Origin of the sequence: Streptomyces sp. NPDC050549, from assembly GCF_040655035.1 — a bacterium.
Taxonomy (GTDB): domain Bacteria; phylum Actinomycetota; class Actinomycetes; order Streptomycetales; family Streptomycetaceae; genus Streptomyces.
On the sequence record NZ_JBFAJD010000050.1, the window covers coordinates 1 to 17897 of the forward strand.

Consider the following 17897-nt stretch of genomic DNA (forward strand, 5'->3'; position numbering starts at 1 on the left):
CGCTGGCGCGCGCCCCCCCCCTCGCCGGCCCGCCGCGGGGGGGGGGCGGGGGCGCGCGCGGCCGCGGGGGGCGGGTCGTTACCCACCCCCCCCCCCCCCCGCGGCGGGGGGGGGGGGGGGGCCCCCCCCCCCCCCACGGCCGTCGCGGCCACACCGGCCAGCAACAGCCCGACCACCGCGTGCGCGGTACCGGGACCGGCCGCGCGGGCGTCCACGGCGGCGAGGTGCGCGGTGCCGCCACCGCCCGCGTGGACGGGGGCGACGGGTGAGGCGGGGGGCTGGGAGGAGGGGGATCCGGATTCATTCGCCACGACCTTGATCGCGCCCTTCACCGTGACGCTCCCGCAGGTGATCTTCACGTCGTAGCTGCCCGGTTCCAGCGAGGAGCGGACCCGGGTCTCGCCGGCGAGGGTGCCGGCCGCGCCGACGAGTTTCGCGTCGGCGACGAACGCGTCCGACGCCGCGGAGCCCGTCGTACCGGAGCAGCCGCTGATCCTGAGCGCTACGTCGGCGCCTGGGGCGGGGGACGCGGGGGTCACCGAGACAGTGCCTCCGTCCGCCGCGTACGCCGTCGGGGTGAGCGCCGCGAGGACCGCCGCAACCGCACAGAGAGTGACTTTCAGTGAGCCCATCGTGAACCTCCAGATAGCTGGAGACTCCTCCTCGTCCCCCGGCCGCGCATCCCTGGCGGGGCCCTATTGCTCCGTATGGGGGAGGGGATACGGGGAGTGCATAGCATGGTCACCTCACAAGCCCGCGTTACCTCAGCAGGAGTGCCCGCCCATGACAGAGCGCAAGCCCATCGAATCGTGGCTCACCGACATGGACGGGGTGCTGATGCACGAGGGCGTCCCGGTTCCGGGCGCCGACGCGTTCATCAAGAAGCTGCGGGAGACCGGGCGTCCGTTCCTGGTCCTCACCAACAACTCGATCTATACCGCCCGCGACCTGCACGCCCGGCTGAACCGGATCGGTCTGGAGGTGCCGGTGGAGAACATCTGGACCTCGGCCCTGGCCACCGCCGCCTTCCTGGACAACCAGCACCCCGGTGGCACCGCCTACGTCATCGGCGAGGCCGGACTGACGACCGCGCTGCACGACGCCGGATACGTGCTGACCGACTCGGACCCCGACTTCGTGATCCTCGGCGAGACCCGGACCTACTCCTTCGAGGCGCTGACCAAGGCGATCCGGCTGATCAACGACGGGGCCCGGTTCATCGCCACCAACCCCGACAACACCGGCCCCTCCCCCGAGGGCGCCCTCCCCGCGACCGGCTCGGTCGCCGCGCTGATCACCAAGGCCACCGGCAAGGAGCCGTACTTCGTCGGCAAGCCGAACCCCCTGATGATGCGCAGCGCGCTGAACACCATCGGCGCGCACTCGGAGACCAGCGCCATGATCGGCGACCGCATGGACACCGATGTGCTGGCCGGTCTTGAAGCCGGCATGACGACCTTCCTGGTGCTGACCGGTCTGACGACCAGGGCCGACCTCGACCGCTATCCCTACCGCCCGACGAAGGTCGTGGACTCCATCGCGGACATCGTCGACCTGGTCTGAGGCTCCGACCGGGGCAGGAGTGCGGGCAGTTCGGCGACCGAGCCGAGGACGTGCGTCGCGCCCGCGCCGCTCAGCGCGTCGCGCCGGTGTGCCCCCGTGAGCACACCGGCGACCATGCCGGCGCCGGCGCGGACGCCGCTGAGCATGTCGTACGAGGTGTCGCCGACCACGGCCACCTGTCCTACGGCGTCGGCGGCGCCCGTCCGCAGGAACGCGGTGAGGACCATGTCCGGGTACGGGCGTCCCCGGCCCCCGGCGTCGGCGGGGCACAGGGTGAGGTGCGCGAGGTCCTGCCAGCCGAGGGCGGCCAGGATCGCGTCCTGGGTGGTGCGGGCGAAGCCGGTCGTCAACACCACCGTGCGGCCTTGGGACTTGAGGGTCTCGATGGTCTCGCGGGCGCCGGGGAGGGCGGTGACCCGGCCGCCGTCGACGAGGTCCGCGTAGGCCGACTCGAAGACCTTGTTGGCTTCCTGGGCTTGCGATTCCGTCCCGAACAGGTGCCGGAAGACGGAGATCTTGGACTCGCCCATGGTGGCGCGGACGTGGTCCAGCATCGCGTCGGGTTCCGCGCCCAGGTGTCGGGCGGCGGCGGTGAAGGCCTCTTCGACGAGGCCGTCGTCGGCGACGGTGGTGCCGGCCATGTCCAGGACGACGAGGCGGATGTGCTGGTTCATCGGTTGCTCACCAATTCAGTTCGTTCGCGGTGGTTTCGGCGATCGCCGGGGAGCAGGTCATGCCGCGTCCGCCGGGACCGGTGACCAACCACACGCCGTCGCACACCTGTTGGCGGTGGACGACCCGGGTGGGGTCGGTGCACTGCGCGTACACGCCGGCCCAGCGGCGGCGGATCTTCGGCAGGGGACGGCCGAGCAGCGACTCGACGACCTCGGCGAGGTGGTCGTAGGGGTCCTCGACGGTGTCGAAGGCGAAGGGGTGCTCGTACTCGTGGGTGTCGCCGATGGTCAGTCCGCCGTCGGCGCGCTGCACCATGAGGAGTTGCACGGCGTGCGCGGCTGCGGTCGGCGACTGCGGCTGGTGTGTGGTGAGTCGGTCGAGGGCGGGGCCTCGGTAGGCGGGGTAGTAGCGGAAGCTGTCCGCGTCGGCGACCGAGGTGGGGAGCGGTTCGCCGAGCGGGTCGGTCTGCATCATCTGCAGGCGGACGCGGCGGACGGGGAGTTGGGGTCCGGCGAGTTCGCGGACGAGTCCGCCGAGCCAGGCGCCCGTGCACAGGATCACCGCGTCGGCGGGGTGCACGTCCCCGTGGTCGTCGCGTACCGCGTGTTCGCCGACGACCTCGCGGACCTCGCGCCCCGGCAGGAAGGTGTAGTGCGGGGACTTCGACAGCTCGGCGCGCAGGGCGAGTTGGGCGGTGCGCGGCTCCACCGCCGCGTCGCGCTCGCAGTACAGGGCGGCGGTGAAGTCGCCGCGCAGGGCGGGGTTCACGGCGCGGACCTCGGCGGGGGTGAGGAGTTCGTAGCCGCGGGCGGCGGAGTCCTCGCGGGCCACGGCGGCCTCGGCGACGGCGAGTTCGCGCGGGCCGCGCACCGGGGTCAGTGAGCCGTTGGCGCGGAAGCCGAGTCCGGGGACGCGACGGCCGATCTCCTCCCACAACTCCCTTGCCCGCAGGGCGGTTTCGAGTTCCTCGCCGCCTGCTCGGCCGCTCACCCAGATCTGTCCGAAGTTGCGCAGGGACGCGCCGCGCGCCTCCGTCTCGCGCTCGATCTGTACGACCTCGTGGCCGCGTTCCACTGCTTGCCAGGCGTGCATGGTGCCGACCACGCCGCCTCCGACGACTGTGACTCTCACGCCTAGAGCGTGAACCAGGCCCGCCTTTTGGGCTAGACCCGTTATGGATTCGTTAGCTTGGTGACGAACGAGAAGCGGTCGCCCCGGTACAGGCCCCGCACCCGTTCCAGCGGCTGCCCCTCCGCGTCCTTCGACACGCGGTGGATCAGCAGCATCGGCAGGGCGGGCGGGGTGCCGATGAGCAGGGCCTCGCGCGGGGTGGCGAGCACGGTCTCGATGCGTTCGTCGGCGTCGCCGAAGCGGATGCCGCGGGCGTCGAGGTAGCCGTAGAAGGAGGAGCCGGGCTCGAAGTCCGTGTCCAGGTGCGGGAGTCGGGCGACGGAGACATAGGTGCTTTCGAGGCCGACCCGCTCCTCGTCGGCGAGCAGCAGGCGCTCCAGGTGCCAGACGGGTTCGCCGCGGGTCAGTCCGGTCTCGGCGGCCAGCGCGTCGGGGCACGGGAAGCGGTCGAGCGTGACGAGGCTGCGGCCAGGGGTGCGCCCCTGCCGCCGCACGCCCTCGGTGTAGCTGGTCAGGGACAGCGGCTGCTCCAGCTTGGGGCCCGCGACGACCGTGCCCCGGCCCTGCCGGCGCAGCCTGCCCTCCAGGACGAGTTCGCGCAGCGCCTGCCGGACGGTCTCGCGGGCGACCTCGTACCGCTCGGTGAGGTCGCGCTCGGTGGGGATCACGGCGCCCTCCCCCAACTCGTCGACGAGCGCGGCAATTTGGGCCTTCACCGCGTAGTACTTGGGGATGCGGCCGTGCTCCGGGATGCCGTCGCGGACGGGGGCGCCGGGGGCCTGGTCGTTCGGGTAGTCCACGCGGAGATGGTCGCAGAAACGGCGTCCCGCGTTATCGGCGCCTGCGGGCCAGCAGCAGGGCGCCGGTGGTGACGAGGAGGACGGAGGTGACGGCGAGGACGAGGTGGGCGGTGCCGATTCCGGTGCGGGCGAGTTCGTCGGTGAACGAGAGGTCCTCGGCGGGCGGGGTCGCGGCGGAGGGAGCCGTTGTGGCGGGGGTGGGTGTGCCGGATTCCGGGGCCGCTTCGACGTCGAAGCGGTAGTCGTTCGACTGGCCGACCCAGTACCCGTCGTCGGCATGGCGTTGTACGACGGCCGCGTTGGCGGTGATCTCGTTCGGCCCGGTGTCCGGGGCGAGCGCGAGGCGGACCTTGACCGTGAGGGTCCTGCCGGGGTCGACGGTGAAGCCCGGGAAGCCGTCGTCGAAGGCGCCGACGAGTTCCGCCTCGTCGGTCGTCGCGAAGCGGACGGGGTGCGGGCGCGGGCCGGTGCCGTCGTAGAAGTCGAGCCTGGGCTGGGAGGGCTTCAGGGCGTGCCGCTCGTCGACGAGGACGACGACCGGGTGGATCGCGGTGCAGCGGCGGGCGGTGGTGTTGGTGAGGTCGAGGTACCAGGTGCCGTAGCCGCCGCCGGCCTCGTAGGTGTCGGGGCCGTCGTGGATGCGGGTGGTGAGGGGGAAGGTGCGGGCGTCGGGGGCGGCGCAGGTGGGGGTGGGGTCCGCCGCGTGCGCCGGTGTGGTCGCCGTGAAGAGCATGAAGAGAAGGGTGGCGGCTGCGGCGAGGCAGAGGGACAGGGGTGCGCGCAGTGGGGTGCACGGTCTCAGGGGCAGTCGCATAAGCACATGAGCGTGCCGGAGGCGGGGGCCGATGGAGGGTGACGCGGCCGTCGGTGTGCCTCGAACGGGCGCGGCGGGACCCCTGTTCGGCGGAAGTGTCACAGTTCCCGGAGAAAGTGACACACTTTTTCAGGACACCTCCCCCACCGGACAGGTCCTAGCCGTCCGCCCGCCCGAACAGCGGTCCGAGCAGCAGCTGCGCGGCCCCCTCCGCGACGCCCCGCGCCCCGCCGGAGGCGATCCGCACCGGTACGGCGGCCTCGCCGGCGCCCTCGCGCCGGGCGCGTTCACCGAGGACGGCGGCGACCCCGCGCACGAAGGGCTCCGGGTCGGCGGCGACGGTACGGCCGCCCAGCAGCACGAGGTCGATGTCGAGCAGGCCCACGAGGTTCGCGGCGCCCGCACCGAGCACCCGCGCCGCCTCGTCCACATCCCCGCGCGCTACGGCGGCCAGGCACAGGGCCTCGATACAGCCCCGGTTCCCGCAGTCGCAGGGCGGCCCGTCCAGCTGGATGACCTGGTGCCCGAACTCTCCGGCCCCGGTCCGCGTCCCCCGGTGCACACCGCCGCCGATCACCAGTCCGGCGCCGAGTCCCGTGCCGAGGTGCAGATAGGCGAAGGCCCCGCCCTCCCCGCCGACTGCCAGCCCGAGCGCGGCGGCGTTCGTGTCCTTGTCGACGACGACCGGCACCCCGAGCCGCCGCCCGAGCGCGTCCCGCAGCGGAAACCCGTCCCACTCGGGAAAGCCGGTGACGCGATGCAGCACACCCTGGCTGTGGTCGAGCGGCCCGGGCAGGGCCACGCCCACACCGAGCAGACGGCCGTCGGCAGAAAGAGAGGCGGGCGCGGGGCCTCCGACCACCTCCCCCACCAGCCCCTCGGCCTCCCGGGCCACCGCCTCCACGACCACCGCTGCGCCCGCCCCCAGGTCCAGCGGGGCGCCGCGCTCCCCGACCACGGTCCCGGTGAGATCGACGAGGACCACCCGCAGTTCGTCCCGGTCCAGGTGCACGCCGACCGCATGGCCGGCCTCCGGGACCAGGCGCAGTACCGTGCGCGGTTTGCCGCCGGTGGAGGCGCGGCGACCGGCCTCCGTGACAAGGCCGGGCTCCCGCAGCCGGGCCGTGATCTTGCTGACGGCCTGGGGGGTGAGACCGGTGCGGTCGGCGAGTTCGAGCCGGCTGATCCCGTCCGGTCCGGCGATCCGCAGCAGGTCGAGCACCAGCGCGGTGTTGTGGCTGCGCACGGCGAGCAGATTCGCACCCACCGCACCGGCCGCCGCTCCCGCACCCGCCGTGGATCCGGCTCCGCTCCCGCTCCGCGCACTGTTCACTCTCCCATTCTCCCCACCACTTGCACTTTGGCAACAGCGTTGCGAAAGTGGAGGGCATGACTGGACGCACCACTCGCACACCCCTCCGCGTCGGCCTCGTCGGCTACGGCCTCGCGGGCTCCGTCTTCCACGCTCCGCTGATCGCCGCCACCGAGGGCCTCGCCCTCGACACGGTCGTCACCTCGAACCCGGAGCGGCAGGACCAGGCCAGCGCCGAGTTCCCCGACGTCCGCATCGCTGCGTCCCCGGACGAACTCCTGGACCGCGCCGCCGAGTTGGACCTGATCGTCATCGCGTCCCCGAACAAGACGCATGTCGCGCTCGCGACGAGCGCCCTGAAGGCCGGTCTGCCGGTCGTCGTGGACAAGCCGATCGCCGGCACCGCCGCCGAGGCCCGCGAGCTGGCGGCCCTCGCCGAGCAGCACGGCCTGCTCCTCTCCGTCTTCCAGAACCGCCGCTGGGACAACGACTTCCTGACCCTGCGGAAGCTCCTGGCCGAGGGCGAGCTGGGCGCCGTATGGCGCTTCGAGTCCCGTTTCGAGCGCTGGCGCCCGCAGCCCAAGGGCGGCTGGCGCGAGTCCGGCGATCCGGCAGAGATCGGAGGTCTCCTCTACGACCTCGGCAGCCATGTCGTCGACCAGGCGCTGACCCTCTTCGGGCCCGTGACCTCCGTGTACGCCGAGTCGGACATCCGCCGCCCGGGCGCGGAGACGGACGACGACACGTTCATCGCGCTGACCCATGCGAACGGCGTCCGCTCGCACCTGTACGTCTCCGCGACCACCGCCCAACTCGGCCCGCGCTTCCGGGTCCTGGGCTCCAGGGCGGGCTACGTCAAGTACGGCCTCGACCCCCAGGAGGCGGACCTGCGGGACGGAAAGCGCCCGGGCGCGACGGCCGGCTGGGGCGAGGAGCCCGAATCCCTCTACGGCCGTGTCGGCGTTGGGGGTCCCCCCTCTGGGGGAGAATCCCCCCTCACCGGCGGTGGCCGCCCCGAACCCACCCTCCCCGGTGACTACCCCGCGTACTACGCGGCCGTCGCCGCCGCCCTCCGCGACGGCGCCCCCAACCCGGTCACCGCCCTGGAGGCGGCTGCCGCCCTCGACGTACTGGAAGCCGCGCGCCGCAGCGCCCGCGACGGAATGACGGTGACCCTGTGACCCAGCACAAGCCCGCGATGACCCAGCGGATCGCCCCCGAGATCACCCCGACGGTGGAGGAACTCGAGGCGCAGGAGCGCCGGTTGGTGTTCCAGCACTTCACCTTCGACGACGCGTGGGCGCTGGGTTCCCTCCTCGTGGAACTCGCCCGCGAGAGCCAGGCCCCGGTCGCCATCGACATCCGCCGCGCCGGCCAGCAGCTCTTCCACGCGGCGCTGCCGGGGTCGACCCCCGACAACGACGCGTGGATCGACCGCAAGCGCAGGGTGGTCGAGCGCTTCGGCGCCGCCTCCTACCTGGTCGGCACCCGCTTCCGCGCCAAGGGCAGCACCTTCGAGGACTCCTCCCGCCTCGACCCCGACGAGTACGCGGCCCACGGCGGCTCGTTCCCGATCAGGGTCGAGGACGTCGGCGTCATCGGCACGGTGACGGTGAGCGGCCTGCCCCAGCTGGAGGACCACCGGTTCGTGGTGGCGGCGCTGGAGCAGTTCCTGGACGACGGCCGGAATTAACCCCGGGCTCCCTCCGGTTGGCACCGTCCGGCACGTCCAGTGCATCCGACACCGGAGGGAACGGGACAGATGAGCAGTGCCCTGAAGGAGACGGTCGGCCGGTACGGCATCTGGAGCGTGGCTCTGCGCTCCGAAGATCCGTCCCGGCAGGGCGAGTTGGCGGAGGCCGCGGCCGAGCTGGAGGAACTCGGTTACGGCGCGGTCTGGTTGGGCGGCAGCAGCGCCGCCCGCAACGCCGTGCCGCTCGTCGGGGCGACCCGGCACTCAATCCAGTGGCGCACGTGAGTCCGGCTGAGTGGACCTACGCCAAGTCGGACGTGTCCAGGTCGAACCCGAAGGGCTCGGGCAGCCCCAGCTTCGCGCCGAAGACCGCCTTCTGCGAGTGCTGGTATCGACCGCCCTCGGGCTCCCAGTGCACGACCACCTCGCCACGGTGCCGGTCGACGAGGAGATACACCGGCAGCGCGGCCTGGGCGTAGGCATCACGCTTCTCGATGCGGTCGACGTCGGCGTCCTTCTCGCCGCCCGACGTCACCTCGACGACCATCAAGACGGCCGAGGCATCCGCCCAGGACGGCTGCCCCCGGAAGTTCCCGAGCGGGGCGACCGCGCCATCGACGCGAGCGCGCCCGGCACGATAGGCGGGAATGGCCAGCCCTCGCTCCTGGTACATGCGCAGCCCGGGATCGTGCGCCCGCACCTGGTCTCCGACGGCCATGACGTTCTCGTCGTGGTCACCGTCCAGCGCCGGAGTCACTATGACACTCCCGTTGATCAGCTCGACGTGGAGGCTCTCTGGCGCCGCGGCGTCGAGCGCTTCGAACTCCTCAAGCGTCACTTCGGTCTGCGCAACGGTCATGGTGCTCCTTCTCCACACCAGCCTACGCGTCCTTCAGCTCCTGCCGCTGACGCCCCAGCCCGGCAATCTCCAGCTCAACCACATCCCCAGCCCTAAGGAATGGCTTCGGTTCAGGCTGCCCCAGCGCAACCCCCGCCGGCGTCCCCGTATTGATCACATCCCCGGGATAAAGCGTCATGAACTGGCTGACGTACCGCACCACTTCGGCCACCGGGAAGATCTGCTCCGCCGTGGTGCCGTCCTGCTTCAGCTCCCCGTTGACCCACAGTTTCAGCGAGAGCGCCTGCGGGTCCGGCACCTCGTCGGACGTCACCAGCCACGGGCCCAGGGGGTTGAACGTCTCGCAGTTCTTCCCCTTGTCCCACGTCCCGCCCCGCTCGATCTGGAACTCCCGCTCGGACACGTCGTGCGCGACCGCGTACCCCGCGACATGCGCGAGCGCCTCCTCGTGGGAGTCCAGATAGCGGGCCGTACGCCCGATGACGACGGCGAGTTCGACCTCCCAGTCGGTCTTCACCGACTTGCGCGGGACGAGCACGGTGTCGTAGGGGCCGACGACCGTGTCCGCCGCCTTGAAGAAGACGACCGGCTCGGCGGGCGGCTCGGCGCCGGTCTCGCGGGCGTGGTCGTGGTAGTTCAGCCCGATGCACACGACCTTGCCGATCCGCGCCAGCGGCGGCCCGACCCGCAGCCCGTCGGCGTCCAGCGCGGGCAGCGACCCGGCGTCGGCCGCCGCCCGGATCCGGCCGAGCGCGGCGCTGTCGGCGAGCAGCGGCCCGTCGATGTCCGGGACGATGCCGGACAGGTCCCGCAGGACCCCCTCGGCGTCGAGGAGCGCGGGCCGCTCCGCCCCTGCCGTACCGACTCGCAGCAGCTTCATCTTCACCATCTCCATCGATCACGCGGGCCGTCGCCCGACGGGTGCAGCCATCGGAGGACTGGTCGATCCTCCAAGCTCAAGGTCCAGTCCGCAATACCCGGTTCACGGACTGGACCGTCACCGCGCCGCTCAGCTGTACAGCAGGGCCCGCTCCACCGCGCTCCAGGCCGCGCTGGTCACCACGTACAGGGCGACGGCGAGCGGCACCACGGCCACGGTGACAAGGGTGAGGAAGGACATGAACGGCAGCACCCGGCCGACGGCGCCGGCGTCGACGACCGTCCGCCTGGCACGGACGTAGCTGAAACCGGCGACCGTGGCGACGACGAGGAACAGGCCGACGTAGACGAGCCCGGCCGGCCCGAACACCCCGCCCCCGGCGAGCGCGTCGGCCCACCGTCCGCCGAGCGGCGCGGCGAACAGCCGGTGGGTGAGCAGTCCGTCGCCCCCGCCGGAGAACAGCCGGTAGAGGAGGAAGAACGCGGGGAGTTGCAGCAGGCTCGGCAGCAGCCCGGACAGCGGTGACACCTTCGCATCGGCGTGCAACTCCAGTACGGCCGCCCGCAGTTTCTCCGGCTGCCTCGCATACCGCTTCCGCAACTCGGCGACCTGCGGCTGGAGTCGGGCCCGCGCCCGCTGTCCGCGCGCGGCGGCCCGGGAGAGGGGATGGACGAGGAGTCGTACGAGCGCGGTGAACAGGACGATCGCGGCGGCGACCGCGGACGGGCCGAACAACGGGTTGAGCAGGTCGGCCAGTTGGCCGACCAGATGGGCGAGAACGGACATGGGTGAGCCCTCCGTGGGTCTCGTCGTGCCGGAGTGGGGCATGGCGATGTGACGACCCGCGCGGGAACGCGTTACGCGGTGGTCGTCCGGAGGGCGGTGCCGGGTGCTCGGGGGCGGGGGCGGCCCGAGGCGTCGGGATCGCGCTGGGGCAGGAACGCCGTACGGCGGGCCCGGTCGCGGATGGCCGTACGGACCCGGGTGGGCGGTACGGCGGGCGCGCTGCGCGCGGAGAGCAGGGCGCAGACGGCGAGGGCGGTGCCGGTCGCGGCGAGCGCGACGCCGGCCGGGAGGCCGCCGGTGTCCGCCAGCATCAGCGGGAGCAGCAGGAAGAGGAGCAGCAGGGCGGCGCGATTGCGGACCACTGACCGTCCCCTCCCCTCAACTGCCGTTCTCGTACCGTCCGTTATACCTGATCGGACTCGAACGGCTGGAGCAGTCGCCGCGGCTTGAGGAGGGCGCGGCTGATCGGGTCCGCCGGGTTCGGGTCGAGTCCGGGGCCCGGATCCACGAGGACGTCGGCGACGGGGACGACGAGCGAGCAGCGCGGGCACTCGCCGTACAGGCCGAGTTCGGTGCCGCAGTCCGCGTGCCGGAAGTAGCGCAGCTGGGGTTCGTCGAACTGCTCGCGGCCCCAGCGGCCGAGCGAGCGGAGCGTCGGCCACAGGGCGAGCGCGCGGTCCGTGGGGACGTACTCCTCGCGCGGCGGGGACTCCTGGTAGCGGCGCTTTTCGAGGATGCCCTCGGCGGTGAGGGCCTGGAGGCGGGCGGCGAGGACCGCGCGCGGGATGCCGAGGTGGACGAGGAAGTCGTTGTAGCGCCGTACGCCGTAGAGGGCGTCGCGGATGACGAGCAGCGTCCAGCGCTCGCCGACCACCTCCAGTGCCCGGGCGATCGAGCACTCCTGCGTCGCGTAGTCCTTGCCCAGTGCCATGCCGTCCACCTTAGCCATTTTCCGACTCAAGGTTCAATGAACGAACCCACAGTGCTACGGTACTCCGCATGACTAGGTTCAGTGAACGAACCCTCTCCCCGGTTTCCGAGAAGCACGAGGTCACCGAGGTCGACGCGCCCCGCCCCCGCGCCACCCTCGCCCTGACCAGCGCGGCCACCGCCGTGGCGCTGATGACGTACACCGCGCCTATGGTCACCCTCCCCGACATCGCCGCCGCCCTGCACACCCCGCTCTCCGCCCAGGCCTGGCTGCTCAACGGCACCCCGCTGGGCCTCGCCGCGCTGCTCCTGGTCGCCGGCAGCCTCGCCGACGACTACGGCCGCCGCCGGATCTTCCTGGCCGGCACCTTCGCGCTCGGCATCACCACCGCGCTCTCCGCGCTCACCTCCTCGACCCTGCTGTTCACCCTGACCCGCATCGCGCAGGGCGCCTCCAGCGCGGCGCTCCTCGCCAGCAGCCTGGGGCTGATCGTGCACGCCTTCCCGACCCCGCGCGGCCGACTGCACGCGACCGGCGTGTGGGGCGCGTTCGTCAGCGGCGGCATAGCGGTCGGCCCACTGGTGACGGGCGCGATGCCCGACTGGCGCCTCGCCTACGCCGTCCTCGGCGCCGCCGCCCTGGTCGTGGCCGCGCTCGGCGTCCGTACGCTGTCCGAGTCCCGCGCGCCCCGGGGCGGACGCCCCGACCTGGCCGGAGCGGTCACCTTCGGCCTCGCCCTGGTCGCCCTGGTGGCCGCGCTCACGCTCGGCCGCGACGGCTGGCTGCGCGCCCCGGTGGGCCTGCTGTTGCTGGCGGCCGTCCTGCTCGTCGGCGTCTTCGCCCTCGTCGAGCGCCGGGGTACGACCCCGATGATCGACCTGAGCCTGCTGCGCCACCGCCCCTTCCTGGCCTCCTCGGCGGGCGGCCTGTTCACGGGCTTCGCGGTGATCGGCCTGTTCAGCTTCCTGCCGGCGCTGCTGCAGCAGACGCTGGGCCTGTCGGCGATCGACACGGCTTGGCTTTTCCTCCTCTGGTCGGGCCTGTCCTTCACGGTCGCCCTCCAGGCCCGCCGCCTCGCGGGCCGCGTCTCCTCCCGCCACCAACTCGCCCTGGGATTCCTGCTCCACGCGGCCGGCGTCCTGACCATGCTCGGCGCACTCGACTCCGGTTCCTGGACCCGGCTGCTGCCGGGCCTGGTGATCGCCGGAGTGGGCAGCGGCCTGCTGAACGCCGCGCTGCCCCTGCTGTCCGTCGAGTCCGTACCGGCCGCCCGGGCCGCGATGGGCTCCGGCGCGCAACAGACCTTCCGCTACATCGGCTCCTGCGCGGGTGTCGCGCTGACGATCGCGATCGCCACGTCTGCGGGCAGCGGCCTCGCCCGCGGCGCGGACATCGCGATGGTGGTGTCGGCGGCACTCGCGCTGCTGGCGGCGGGGAGTGTGGTGGGGCTGCGGGAGCGGGTGTGACCCCTCACCGGGCCCTCACCGGGGTCGCGTGGACGTGAGCGTGCCCCACACCACCATGCGGTACCGGGAGGTGAACTCCGGGGTGCAGGTGGTGAGGGTGATGTAGTAGCCGGGGGTCCGGTAGCCGTAGGACGGTTTGACGGTCGAGTGCGGGACCGGCCGGATGACACCGGAGTCGGCGGCGGAGGTCTGCGGCAGGATCTTGTCGACCGTGTAGGTGTAGGTGGCCGCGCCCGTCTCGACCCGGACGGTGTCCTTGAGCCGCAGTCGCGGGAGATACCGGAAGGGTTCGCCGTGGGTGTTGCGGTGCCCGGCGAGCGCGAAGTTCCCTGCCTGGCCCGGCTGTTGGGTGCCGGGGTAGTGGCCGACGTACCCCTTGTTCAGCACCTTCTGCTTGCTGACGCCTTCCGCGATCGGGACGCGGAGGTGGAGGCGGGGAATGGTGAGGATGGCGTAGGCCTGGGAGGGCTGGGAGGTGGTCGTGGATCCTCCGGATCCCCTCGCGGCGGTGGCGGAGGTGGTCCGGTGCGGTGAACTGCCGTCGGCGGCATCCGTGTTGGCCGGTGTCGATGTGGCCCCCGGCGCCGGTGTCTGCGTGGCCCATTGCCGTTCCAGCGCCTGCACTTGTCGCTCCGCGCCCCGCCGGGCCTCCCGGTTGGTCCACCACAGCTGCTGGACGACGAGGAGGAGCAGGACGACCCCGGCGGTGACGAGCAGCTCGCCGCCGGTCCACAGGGCGCGTCGGCGCAGCGCACGGCGTCGACGGCGGTGCTGCTGTACGACGGGGACCCGCATGGGCGGCACGATAAGGGCGGCTTCCCGAACTCACCAGAGCCGTGGCTCCCGTCGGCGCTTCCGATGACGCGTGAAGGTCGCCGTTCGATCCTTCGTACACTGGTTTTAGAAAGGGGTGTCGCAACCCTCGACAACCCCACGCACCACACCCGATGCTTCCTGGTGGCACGAGCCGGGGGGATGGCCGACGCCGGTGGGACGACCGGCGGTTGAGCGAACCGGGAGAAGAAATGATCCGACGCAGAACCCTGCTGGCCGCGGCGGGCGGTGGCCTCCTCGGCACCGCCCTGGCGACCGGTACCGCACGCGCCGACGCGACGGTCGCGGTCAACCCGGCGACGAAGTACGGCACTTGGGAAGGCTGGGGCACCTCGCTCGCCTGGTGGGCGAACGTCTTCGGCGCCCGGGACGACTTCGCCGACATCTTCTTCACCACCAAGTCGACGACGTACAACGGCACTTCGCTCCCCGGCCTGGGCCTGAACATCGCCCGCTACAACCTCGGCGCGTGCAGCTGGAACACCGTGAACGGCGAGTCGATGGTCGCCTCCGCCAACATCCCCGCGTTCAAGCAGATCGAGGGCTACTGGCAGGACTGGAACAACGAGGACCCCACGTCCTCGGCGTGGAAGTGGACGGCGGACGCGACCCAGCGCGCGATGCTGGTGAAGGCGACGGCGCGCGGCGCGACCACCGAGCTCTTCGCCAACTCCCCCATGTGGTGGATGTGTCTGAACCACAACCCGTCCGGCGCCTCGGGCGGCGGCAACAACCTCCAGTCCTGGAACTACCGCCAGCACGCCTCCCACCTGGCGTCCGTCGCCCTCTACGCGAAGAACAACTGGGGCGTGAACTTCGCGACGGTCGAGGCCTTCAACGAGCCCTCGTCGAGCTGGTGGACGGCGACCGGCACGCAGGAGGGCTGCCACATGGACTCGACGGTCCAGGCGGCCGTACTCCCGTATGTCCGCAGCGAGTTGGACGCGCGCGGCCTCACAAGCACGAAGATCTCGGCCTCCGACGAGACGAGCTACGACCTGGCGCGCACGACGTGGAGCGCCTTCAGCTCCACGACGAAGGGCTACGTCAACCGCGTCAACGTCCACGGCTACCAGGGCTCGGGCGGCCGTAGAGACCTGCTCTACACGGACGTTGTGACGACGTCGGGCAAGGCCCTCTGGAACTCCGAGACGGGCGACAGCGACTCCACCGGCCTCACGATGGCGAGCAACCTCCTCTACGACTTCCGCTGGCTGCACCCCACGGCGTGGACGTACTGGCAGGTCATGGACCCGAGTTCGGGCTGGGCGATGATCGCGTACGACCAGAGCACGCTCACGGCCGGCGCGGTGCAGACGAAGTACTACGTGATGGCCCAGTTCAGCCGCCACATCCGCCCCGGCATGACGATCCTGGACACGGGCGTGAGCTACGCGGCGGCGGGCTACGACGCGTCGGCGAAACGTCTGGTGATCGTCGCCGCCAACACCGGCTCGTCGTCGACGACTTTGACCTTCGACCTCTCCAAGTTCACGACGGTGGCGGGCGGTACGAGCGGCCTGGTCCCGCGCTGGAACACGGTCACGGGCGGCGGGGGCGACTTGTACACCTCCCACTCGGACACGTACCTCAGCGGCAAGACGGTGAGCGCGACGTTCGCGGCCGGGGCGGTGCAGACCTTGCAGATCGACGGGGTGGTGATCTGACCCCGGAACCCGAACTCCGTTACGGCAGTGGGCAGTTGGGCCTGCTGGCGCTGGCGCTCGGCGGTTTCGGAATCGGCCTGACCGAGTTCGTGATCGCCGGGCTGCTGCCGCAGGTCAGCCGCAGCCTGGACGTGTCGACGGCTGCCGCGGGTTGGCTGATCTCCGGCTACGCGCTGACGGTCGCGGTAGGCGCGATAGGGGTGACTGCGGCAACGGCGGGCCTACCGCGAAAGCCGGTCCTGATAGGCCTGGTGGCTCTCTTCGTGGCGGGCAACCTGCTCTGCGCCATCGCGCCGAACTACCCGACCATGCTCCTGGGCCGCGTGGTGGCGGCCCTCTGCCACGGCACGTTCTTCGGCATCGGCTCACTGGTAGCCCGCCGCCTGGTCCCACCGGAACGGTCCTCCCGCGCGGTCGCGATGATGTTCGCCGGCCTGACGGTGGCGAACGTCCTGGGCGTCCCGTTCGGCGCCCTCGTCGGCGAACGCTGGGGCTGGCGGGCAACATTCTGGGCGATCACGGCGACGGGAGCGGTGGCGCTGGCGGCGATCGCCGTACTGGTGCCCGGCTGGGCGGGACGGGTGAGTGGGGGTGCAGGCCTCCGGACCCAACTCCACTCCTTCCACTCACTCCAGGTATGGCTGACCCTGACGGCCACGGCCCTCGGCTACGGCGGCATGTTCGGCGCGTTCAGCTACCTCGCGTACACCTTCACCGAAGTCACGGGCTTCTCCACGACGGACGTCGCCTGGCTCCTGGTCGTCTACGGCACAGGCCTGGTCGTGGGCAACATCGCGGGCGGCCGGGGCGCGGACCACAACAGGGACGCGACGCTGATCGTCTCGCTGATCGGGCTGACGGCGACGCTGACGGCCTTCGGCCTGCTGGCGAGCAGCCGCCCGGCGTCGGTGATCCTGGTCTTCCTCCTGGGCGCGTTCGGGTTCGCGACGGTCCCCGGGATGATCACGCGAGTCACGGACGCGGCGGGCGGCGTACCGCTGGCGGCCGGCGCGAACGTCTCCGCGTCGAACGTGGGGAACGCGGTGGGGGCGTGGCTGGGCGGCTTGGTGATCAGCGCGGGGTGGGGGTATTCGGCCCCGTTGTTCGTGGGGGCGGGGATTGTGGGGGTGGGGGTGGGGGTCATGGGATGGGCGGCAGGGGCAGCGGGGTCGGGGTCGGCAGGGGCCACGGCGTCGACGGAGGACGCGGTGGCGCAGCGGTCGTAAACCTGCTGGAAGCCGGTGCGCCACCCGGCGTTCTCCGTGGCCCGGCCTCCCCACGTCCGTCTCACGCCTGTCCCACACCTGTCCCACGTCTCTCTCACTGGCCGACCTGCGGATATCTCTCCCCTTGCCTCCATCTGCGTCGGCATCGGCAGTACCGTGTCGTTCATGCGCCCCGACACGCCCGCCGAGAACGTCGACCACCCCGCCGAAGCGGCCCGCCTGGAGCGGACGGCCGCCCGCTACCCCGAGGACGCCGAGGCCCTGCTCATCCAGGCCGCGGCCCACCTGGAACTGGCCGGCGACCGCCCCGCCGCCACAGCGCTCTACGACCGCCTGCTGTCGTCGCCGAACGACCTGGAAACTCCTCACCTGGTACGGGCCCTCAAGGCCTCGAACCTCTGGGAGTACGGCCACGAGGCCGAGGCCAGGGCGATCATCGACGGCGTGCGGGCGGCGTCCCCGCGCGATCCCGCCCCCTGGGTGATCGTCGCGGAGTCCCTGGAGTCCCACGACGAGCTGGAGGCGGCGCAGGAGACGTTCACGGAGGGGGTGCGTCTGCTCCTGACGGACGTACCCGAACCCCCGTACTCCACCCACCCGTTGCTGTTCGGCCGACACCGGGTCCGGCGCATGCTGGGCGTGTCGCACGACGAGTGGGACACGCTGGCGGACACGCTGCACTCGTCGTCGGTGTCGCTGGACGAACTGCACGACCCGAAGCGGGTGTGGTCCCTGGGCTCGGACAACCCGGCGGAGCTCGAGGCCGAGATCTCTCGGCTGCGGGCGGAACTGGGCGCGTTCCGGGAGGCGTTGTCGCGTCCGTTCCCGGTGGCTGTACTCCATTGGCCGGAGGGGGAGTTGACGGAGCTGGTGGGAGCGTATGCCTCGCTGGCGGAGGAGTACCCCTCGCACGAGGAGCACCTGGCGACGATAGAGGGGTCACTGCGGGAGCTGGCGGCCAGCGGCACCCCGAACCTCGGGATCGTGACGGGGACGGTGCCTTCTTATGAGGCGTTCGCGGCTTCGGAGGGAGCTTCCCCGGGGGATGTTGATCTGTTGCCGCAGTATGCGACGACACTGGCTGCGCGGGGACGGGCTGTGGTGTGGCCGCCTCAGCGGGGGGCTAGCTGTTGGTGTGGGTCGGGGCGGGCTTATGGGGAGTGTCACGGGGGCTGAGGGGTGATGGTGGCGGTCGAACAACACAGGTCCGCCGAACGTCAGTTGGTGCTCAGCTACTTCGAGATGTGGAACACCGGCGAT

Annotated in this window: 18 protein-coding genes and 2 pseudogenes; 8 read left to right on the forward strand and 12 right to left on the reverse strand. The window is 71.7% G+C overall.

Features of this window, described 5'->3' with window-relative positions:
- Positions 1-134 precede the first annotated feature (134 nt).
- A pseudogene (locus tag AB0I51_RS42320) lies at positions 135-632 on the reverse strand (hypothetical protein); the annotation flags it as partial.
- A gap of 151 nt (positions 633-783) precedes the next feature.
- Here AB0I51_RS42320 and AB0I51_RS42325 point away from each other — a divergent pair.
- Positions 784-1563, forward strand: coding sequence for an HAD-IIA family hydrolase (locus AB0I51_RS42325; protein ID WP_200717370.1), 780 nt, complete (start codon positions 784-786; stop codon positions 1561-1563).
- Here the strand turns inward: AB0I51_RS42325 and AB0I51_RS42330 are convergent.
- From AB0I51_RS42330 to AB0I51_RS42350, 5 genes are all read right to left on the reverse strand, one after another.
- Positions 1509-2237, reverse strand: a complete 729-nt coding sequence (locus AB0I51_RS42330; RefSeq protein ID WP_362983822.1) for a phosphonatase-like hydrolase — start codon at positions 2235-2237, stop codon at positions 1509-1511. The genes AB0I51_RS42325 and AB0I51_RS42330 overlap by 55 nt on opposite strands.
- 7 nt (positions 2238-2244) lie before the next feature.
- Positions 2245-3369 (reverse strand): TIGR03364 family FAD-dependent oxidoreductase, encoded by a 1125-nt coding sequence (locus tag AB0I51_RS42335; RefSeq protein ID WP_362983824.1) that lies wholly within the window; start codon positions 3367-3369, stop codon positions 2245-2247.
- A gap of 41 nt (positions 3370-3410) precedes the next feature.
- Positions 3411-4169, reverse strand: a complete 759-nt coding sequence (locus AB0I51_RS42340) for a GntR family transcriptional regulator (RefSeq protein WP_362983826.1) — start codon at positions 4167-4169, stop codon at positions 3411-3413.
- A gap of 31 nt (positions 4170-4200) precedes the next feature.
- A complete protein-coding gene (locus AB0I51_RS42345; RefSeq protein ID WP_362983828.1) occupies positions 4201-4983 on the reverse strand; it encodes a hypothetical protein in 783 nt (260 codons plus the stop codon).
- Between the two features lie 157 nt (positions 4984-5140).
- Entirely contained in the window at positions 5141-6250 is a 1110-nt protein-coding gene (locus AB0I51_RS42350; protein WP_362983930.1) for an ROK family transcriptional regulator, read from the reverse strand.
- 122 nt (positions 6251-6372) lie between these two features.
- Here AB0I51_RS42350 and AB0I51_RS42355 point away from each other — a divergent pair, with 122 nt between their 5' ends.
- The 3 genes and pseudogenes from AB0I51_RS42355 to AB0I51_RS42365 all read left to right on the forward strand — a co-directional run.
- Positions 6373-7476: a Gfo/Idh/MocA family oxidoreductase gene (locus AB0I51_RS42355; RefSeq protein ID WP_362983830.1), complete on the forward strand. Its 1104-nt coding sequence runs from the start codon at positions 6373-6375 to the stop codon at positions 7474-7476.
- A gap of 17 nt (positions 7477-7493) precedes the next feature.
- A complete protein-coding gene (locus AB0I51_RS42360) occupies positions 7494-7988 on the forward strand; it encodes a heme-degrading domain-containing protein (RefSeq protein WP_362983932.1) in 495 nt (164 codons plus the stop codon).
- A 69-nt stretch (positions 7989-8057) separates the two neighbouring features.
- Positions 8058-8246 (forward strand): annotated as a pseudogene (locus AB0I51_RS42365) (LLM class F420-dependent oxidoreductase); the annotation flags it as partial.
- A 43-nt stretch (positions 8247-8289) separates the two neighbouring features.
- Here the strand turns inward: AB0I51_RS42365 and AB0I51_RS42370 are convergent.
- The 5 genes from AB0I51_RS42370 to AB0I51_RS42390 form a co-directional block, all read right to left on the reverse strand.
- Positions 8290-8847: a Uma2 family endonuclease gene (locus AB0I51_RS42370; protein ID WP_362983831.1), complete on the reverse strand. Its 558-nt coding sequence runs from the start codon at positions 8845-8847 to the stop codon at positions 8290-8292.
- A 22-nt stretch (positions 8848-8869) separates the two neighbouring features.
- Entirely contained in the window at positions 8870-9727 is an 858-nt protein-coding gene (locus AB0I51_RS42375; protein ID WP_362983833.1) for a fumarylacetoacetate hydrolase family protein, read from the reverse strand.
- A gap of 129 nt (positions 9728-9856) precedes the next feature.
- A complete protein-coding gene (gene yidC, locus AB0I51_RS42380) occupies positions 9857-10513 on the reverse strand; it encodes a membrane protein insertase YidC (RefSeq protein WP_362983835.1) in 657 nt (218 codons plus the stop codon).
- Positions 10514-10584: 71 nt separating this feature from the next.
- A complete protein-coding gene (locus AB0I51_RS42385; RefSeq protein WP_362983837.1) occupies positions 10585-10875 on the reverse strand; it encodes a DUF6412 domain-containing protein in 291 nt (96 codons plus the stop codon).
- Positions 10876-10916: 41 nt separating this feature from the next.
- Positions 10917-11444, reverse strand: a complete 528-nt coding sequence (locus tag AB0I51_RS42390) for a helix-turn-helix domain-containing protein (RefSeq protein WP_362983839.1) — start codon at positions 11442-11444, stop codon at positions 10917-10919.
- Between the two features lie 68 nt (positions 11445-11512).
- Here AB0I51_RS42390 and AB0I51_RS42395 point away from each other — a divergent pair, with 68 nt between their 5' ends.
- A complete protein-coding gene (locus AB0I51_RS42395; protein ID WP_362983841.1) occupies positions 11513-12910 on the forward strand; it encodes an MFS transporter in 1398 nt (465 codons plus the stop codon).
- Positions 12911-12925: 15 nt separating this feature from the next.
- Here the strand turns inward: AB0I51_RS42395 and AB0I51_RS42400 are convergent, their stop codons facing one another.
- Positions 12926-13705: a class E sortase gene (locus AB0I51_RS42400; protein ID WP_362983843.1), complete on the reverse strand. Its 780-nt coding sequence runs from the start codon at positions 13703-13705 to the stop codon at positions 12926-12928.
- Between the two features lie 230 nt (positions 13706-13935).
- On the opposite strand from AB0I51_RS42400, the gene AB0I51_RS42405 reads away from it, so the two are divergent.
- The 3 genes from AB0I51_RS42405 (at position 13936) to AB0I51_RS42415 (ending at position 17813) form a co-directional block, all read left to right on the forward strand.
- Positions 13936-15411: a beta-1,6-galactanase gene (locus AB0I51_RS42405; RefSeq protein WP_362983845.1), complete on the forward strand. Its 1476-nt coding sequence runs from the start codon at positions 13936-13938 to the stop codon at positions 15409-15411.
- A 35-nt stretch (positions 15412-15446) separates the two neighbouring features.
- The gene (locus AB0I51_RS42410) at positions 15447-16637 is read left to right on the forward strand and encodes an MFS transporter (RefSeq protein ID WP_362983847.1); all 1191 of its coding nucleotides are present in this window, start codon (positions 15447-15449) and stop codon (positions 16635-16637) included.
- 165 nt (positions 16638-16802) lie between these two features.
- Complete coding sequence (locus AB0I51_RS42415; protein ID WP_362983849.1) at positions 16803-17813, forward strand: SEC-C metal-binding domain-containing protein; 1011 nt, start codon at positions 16803-16805, stop codon at positions 17811-17813.
- Positions 17814-17897: the final 84 nt, after the last annotated feature.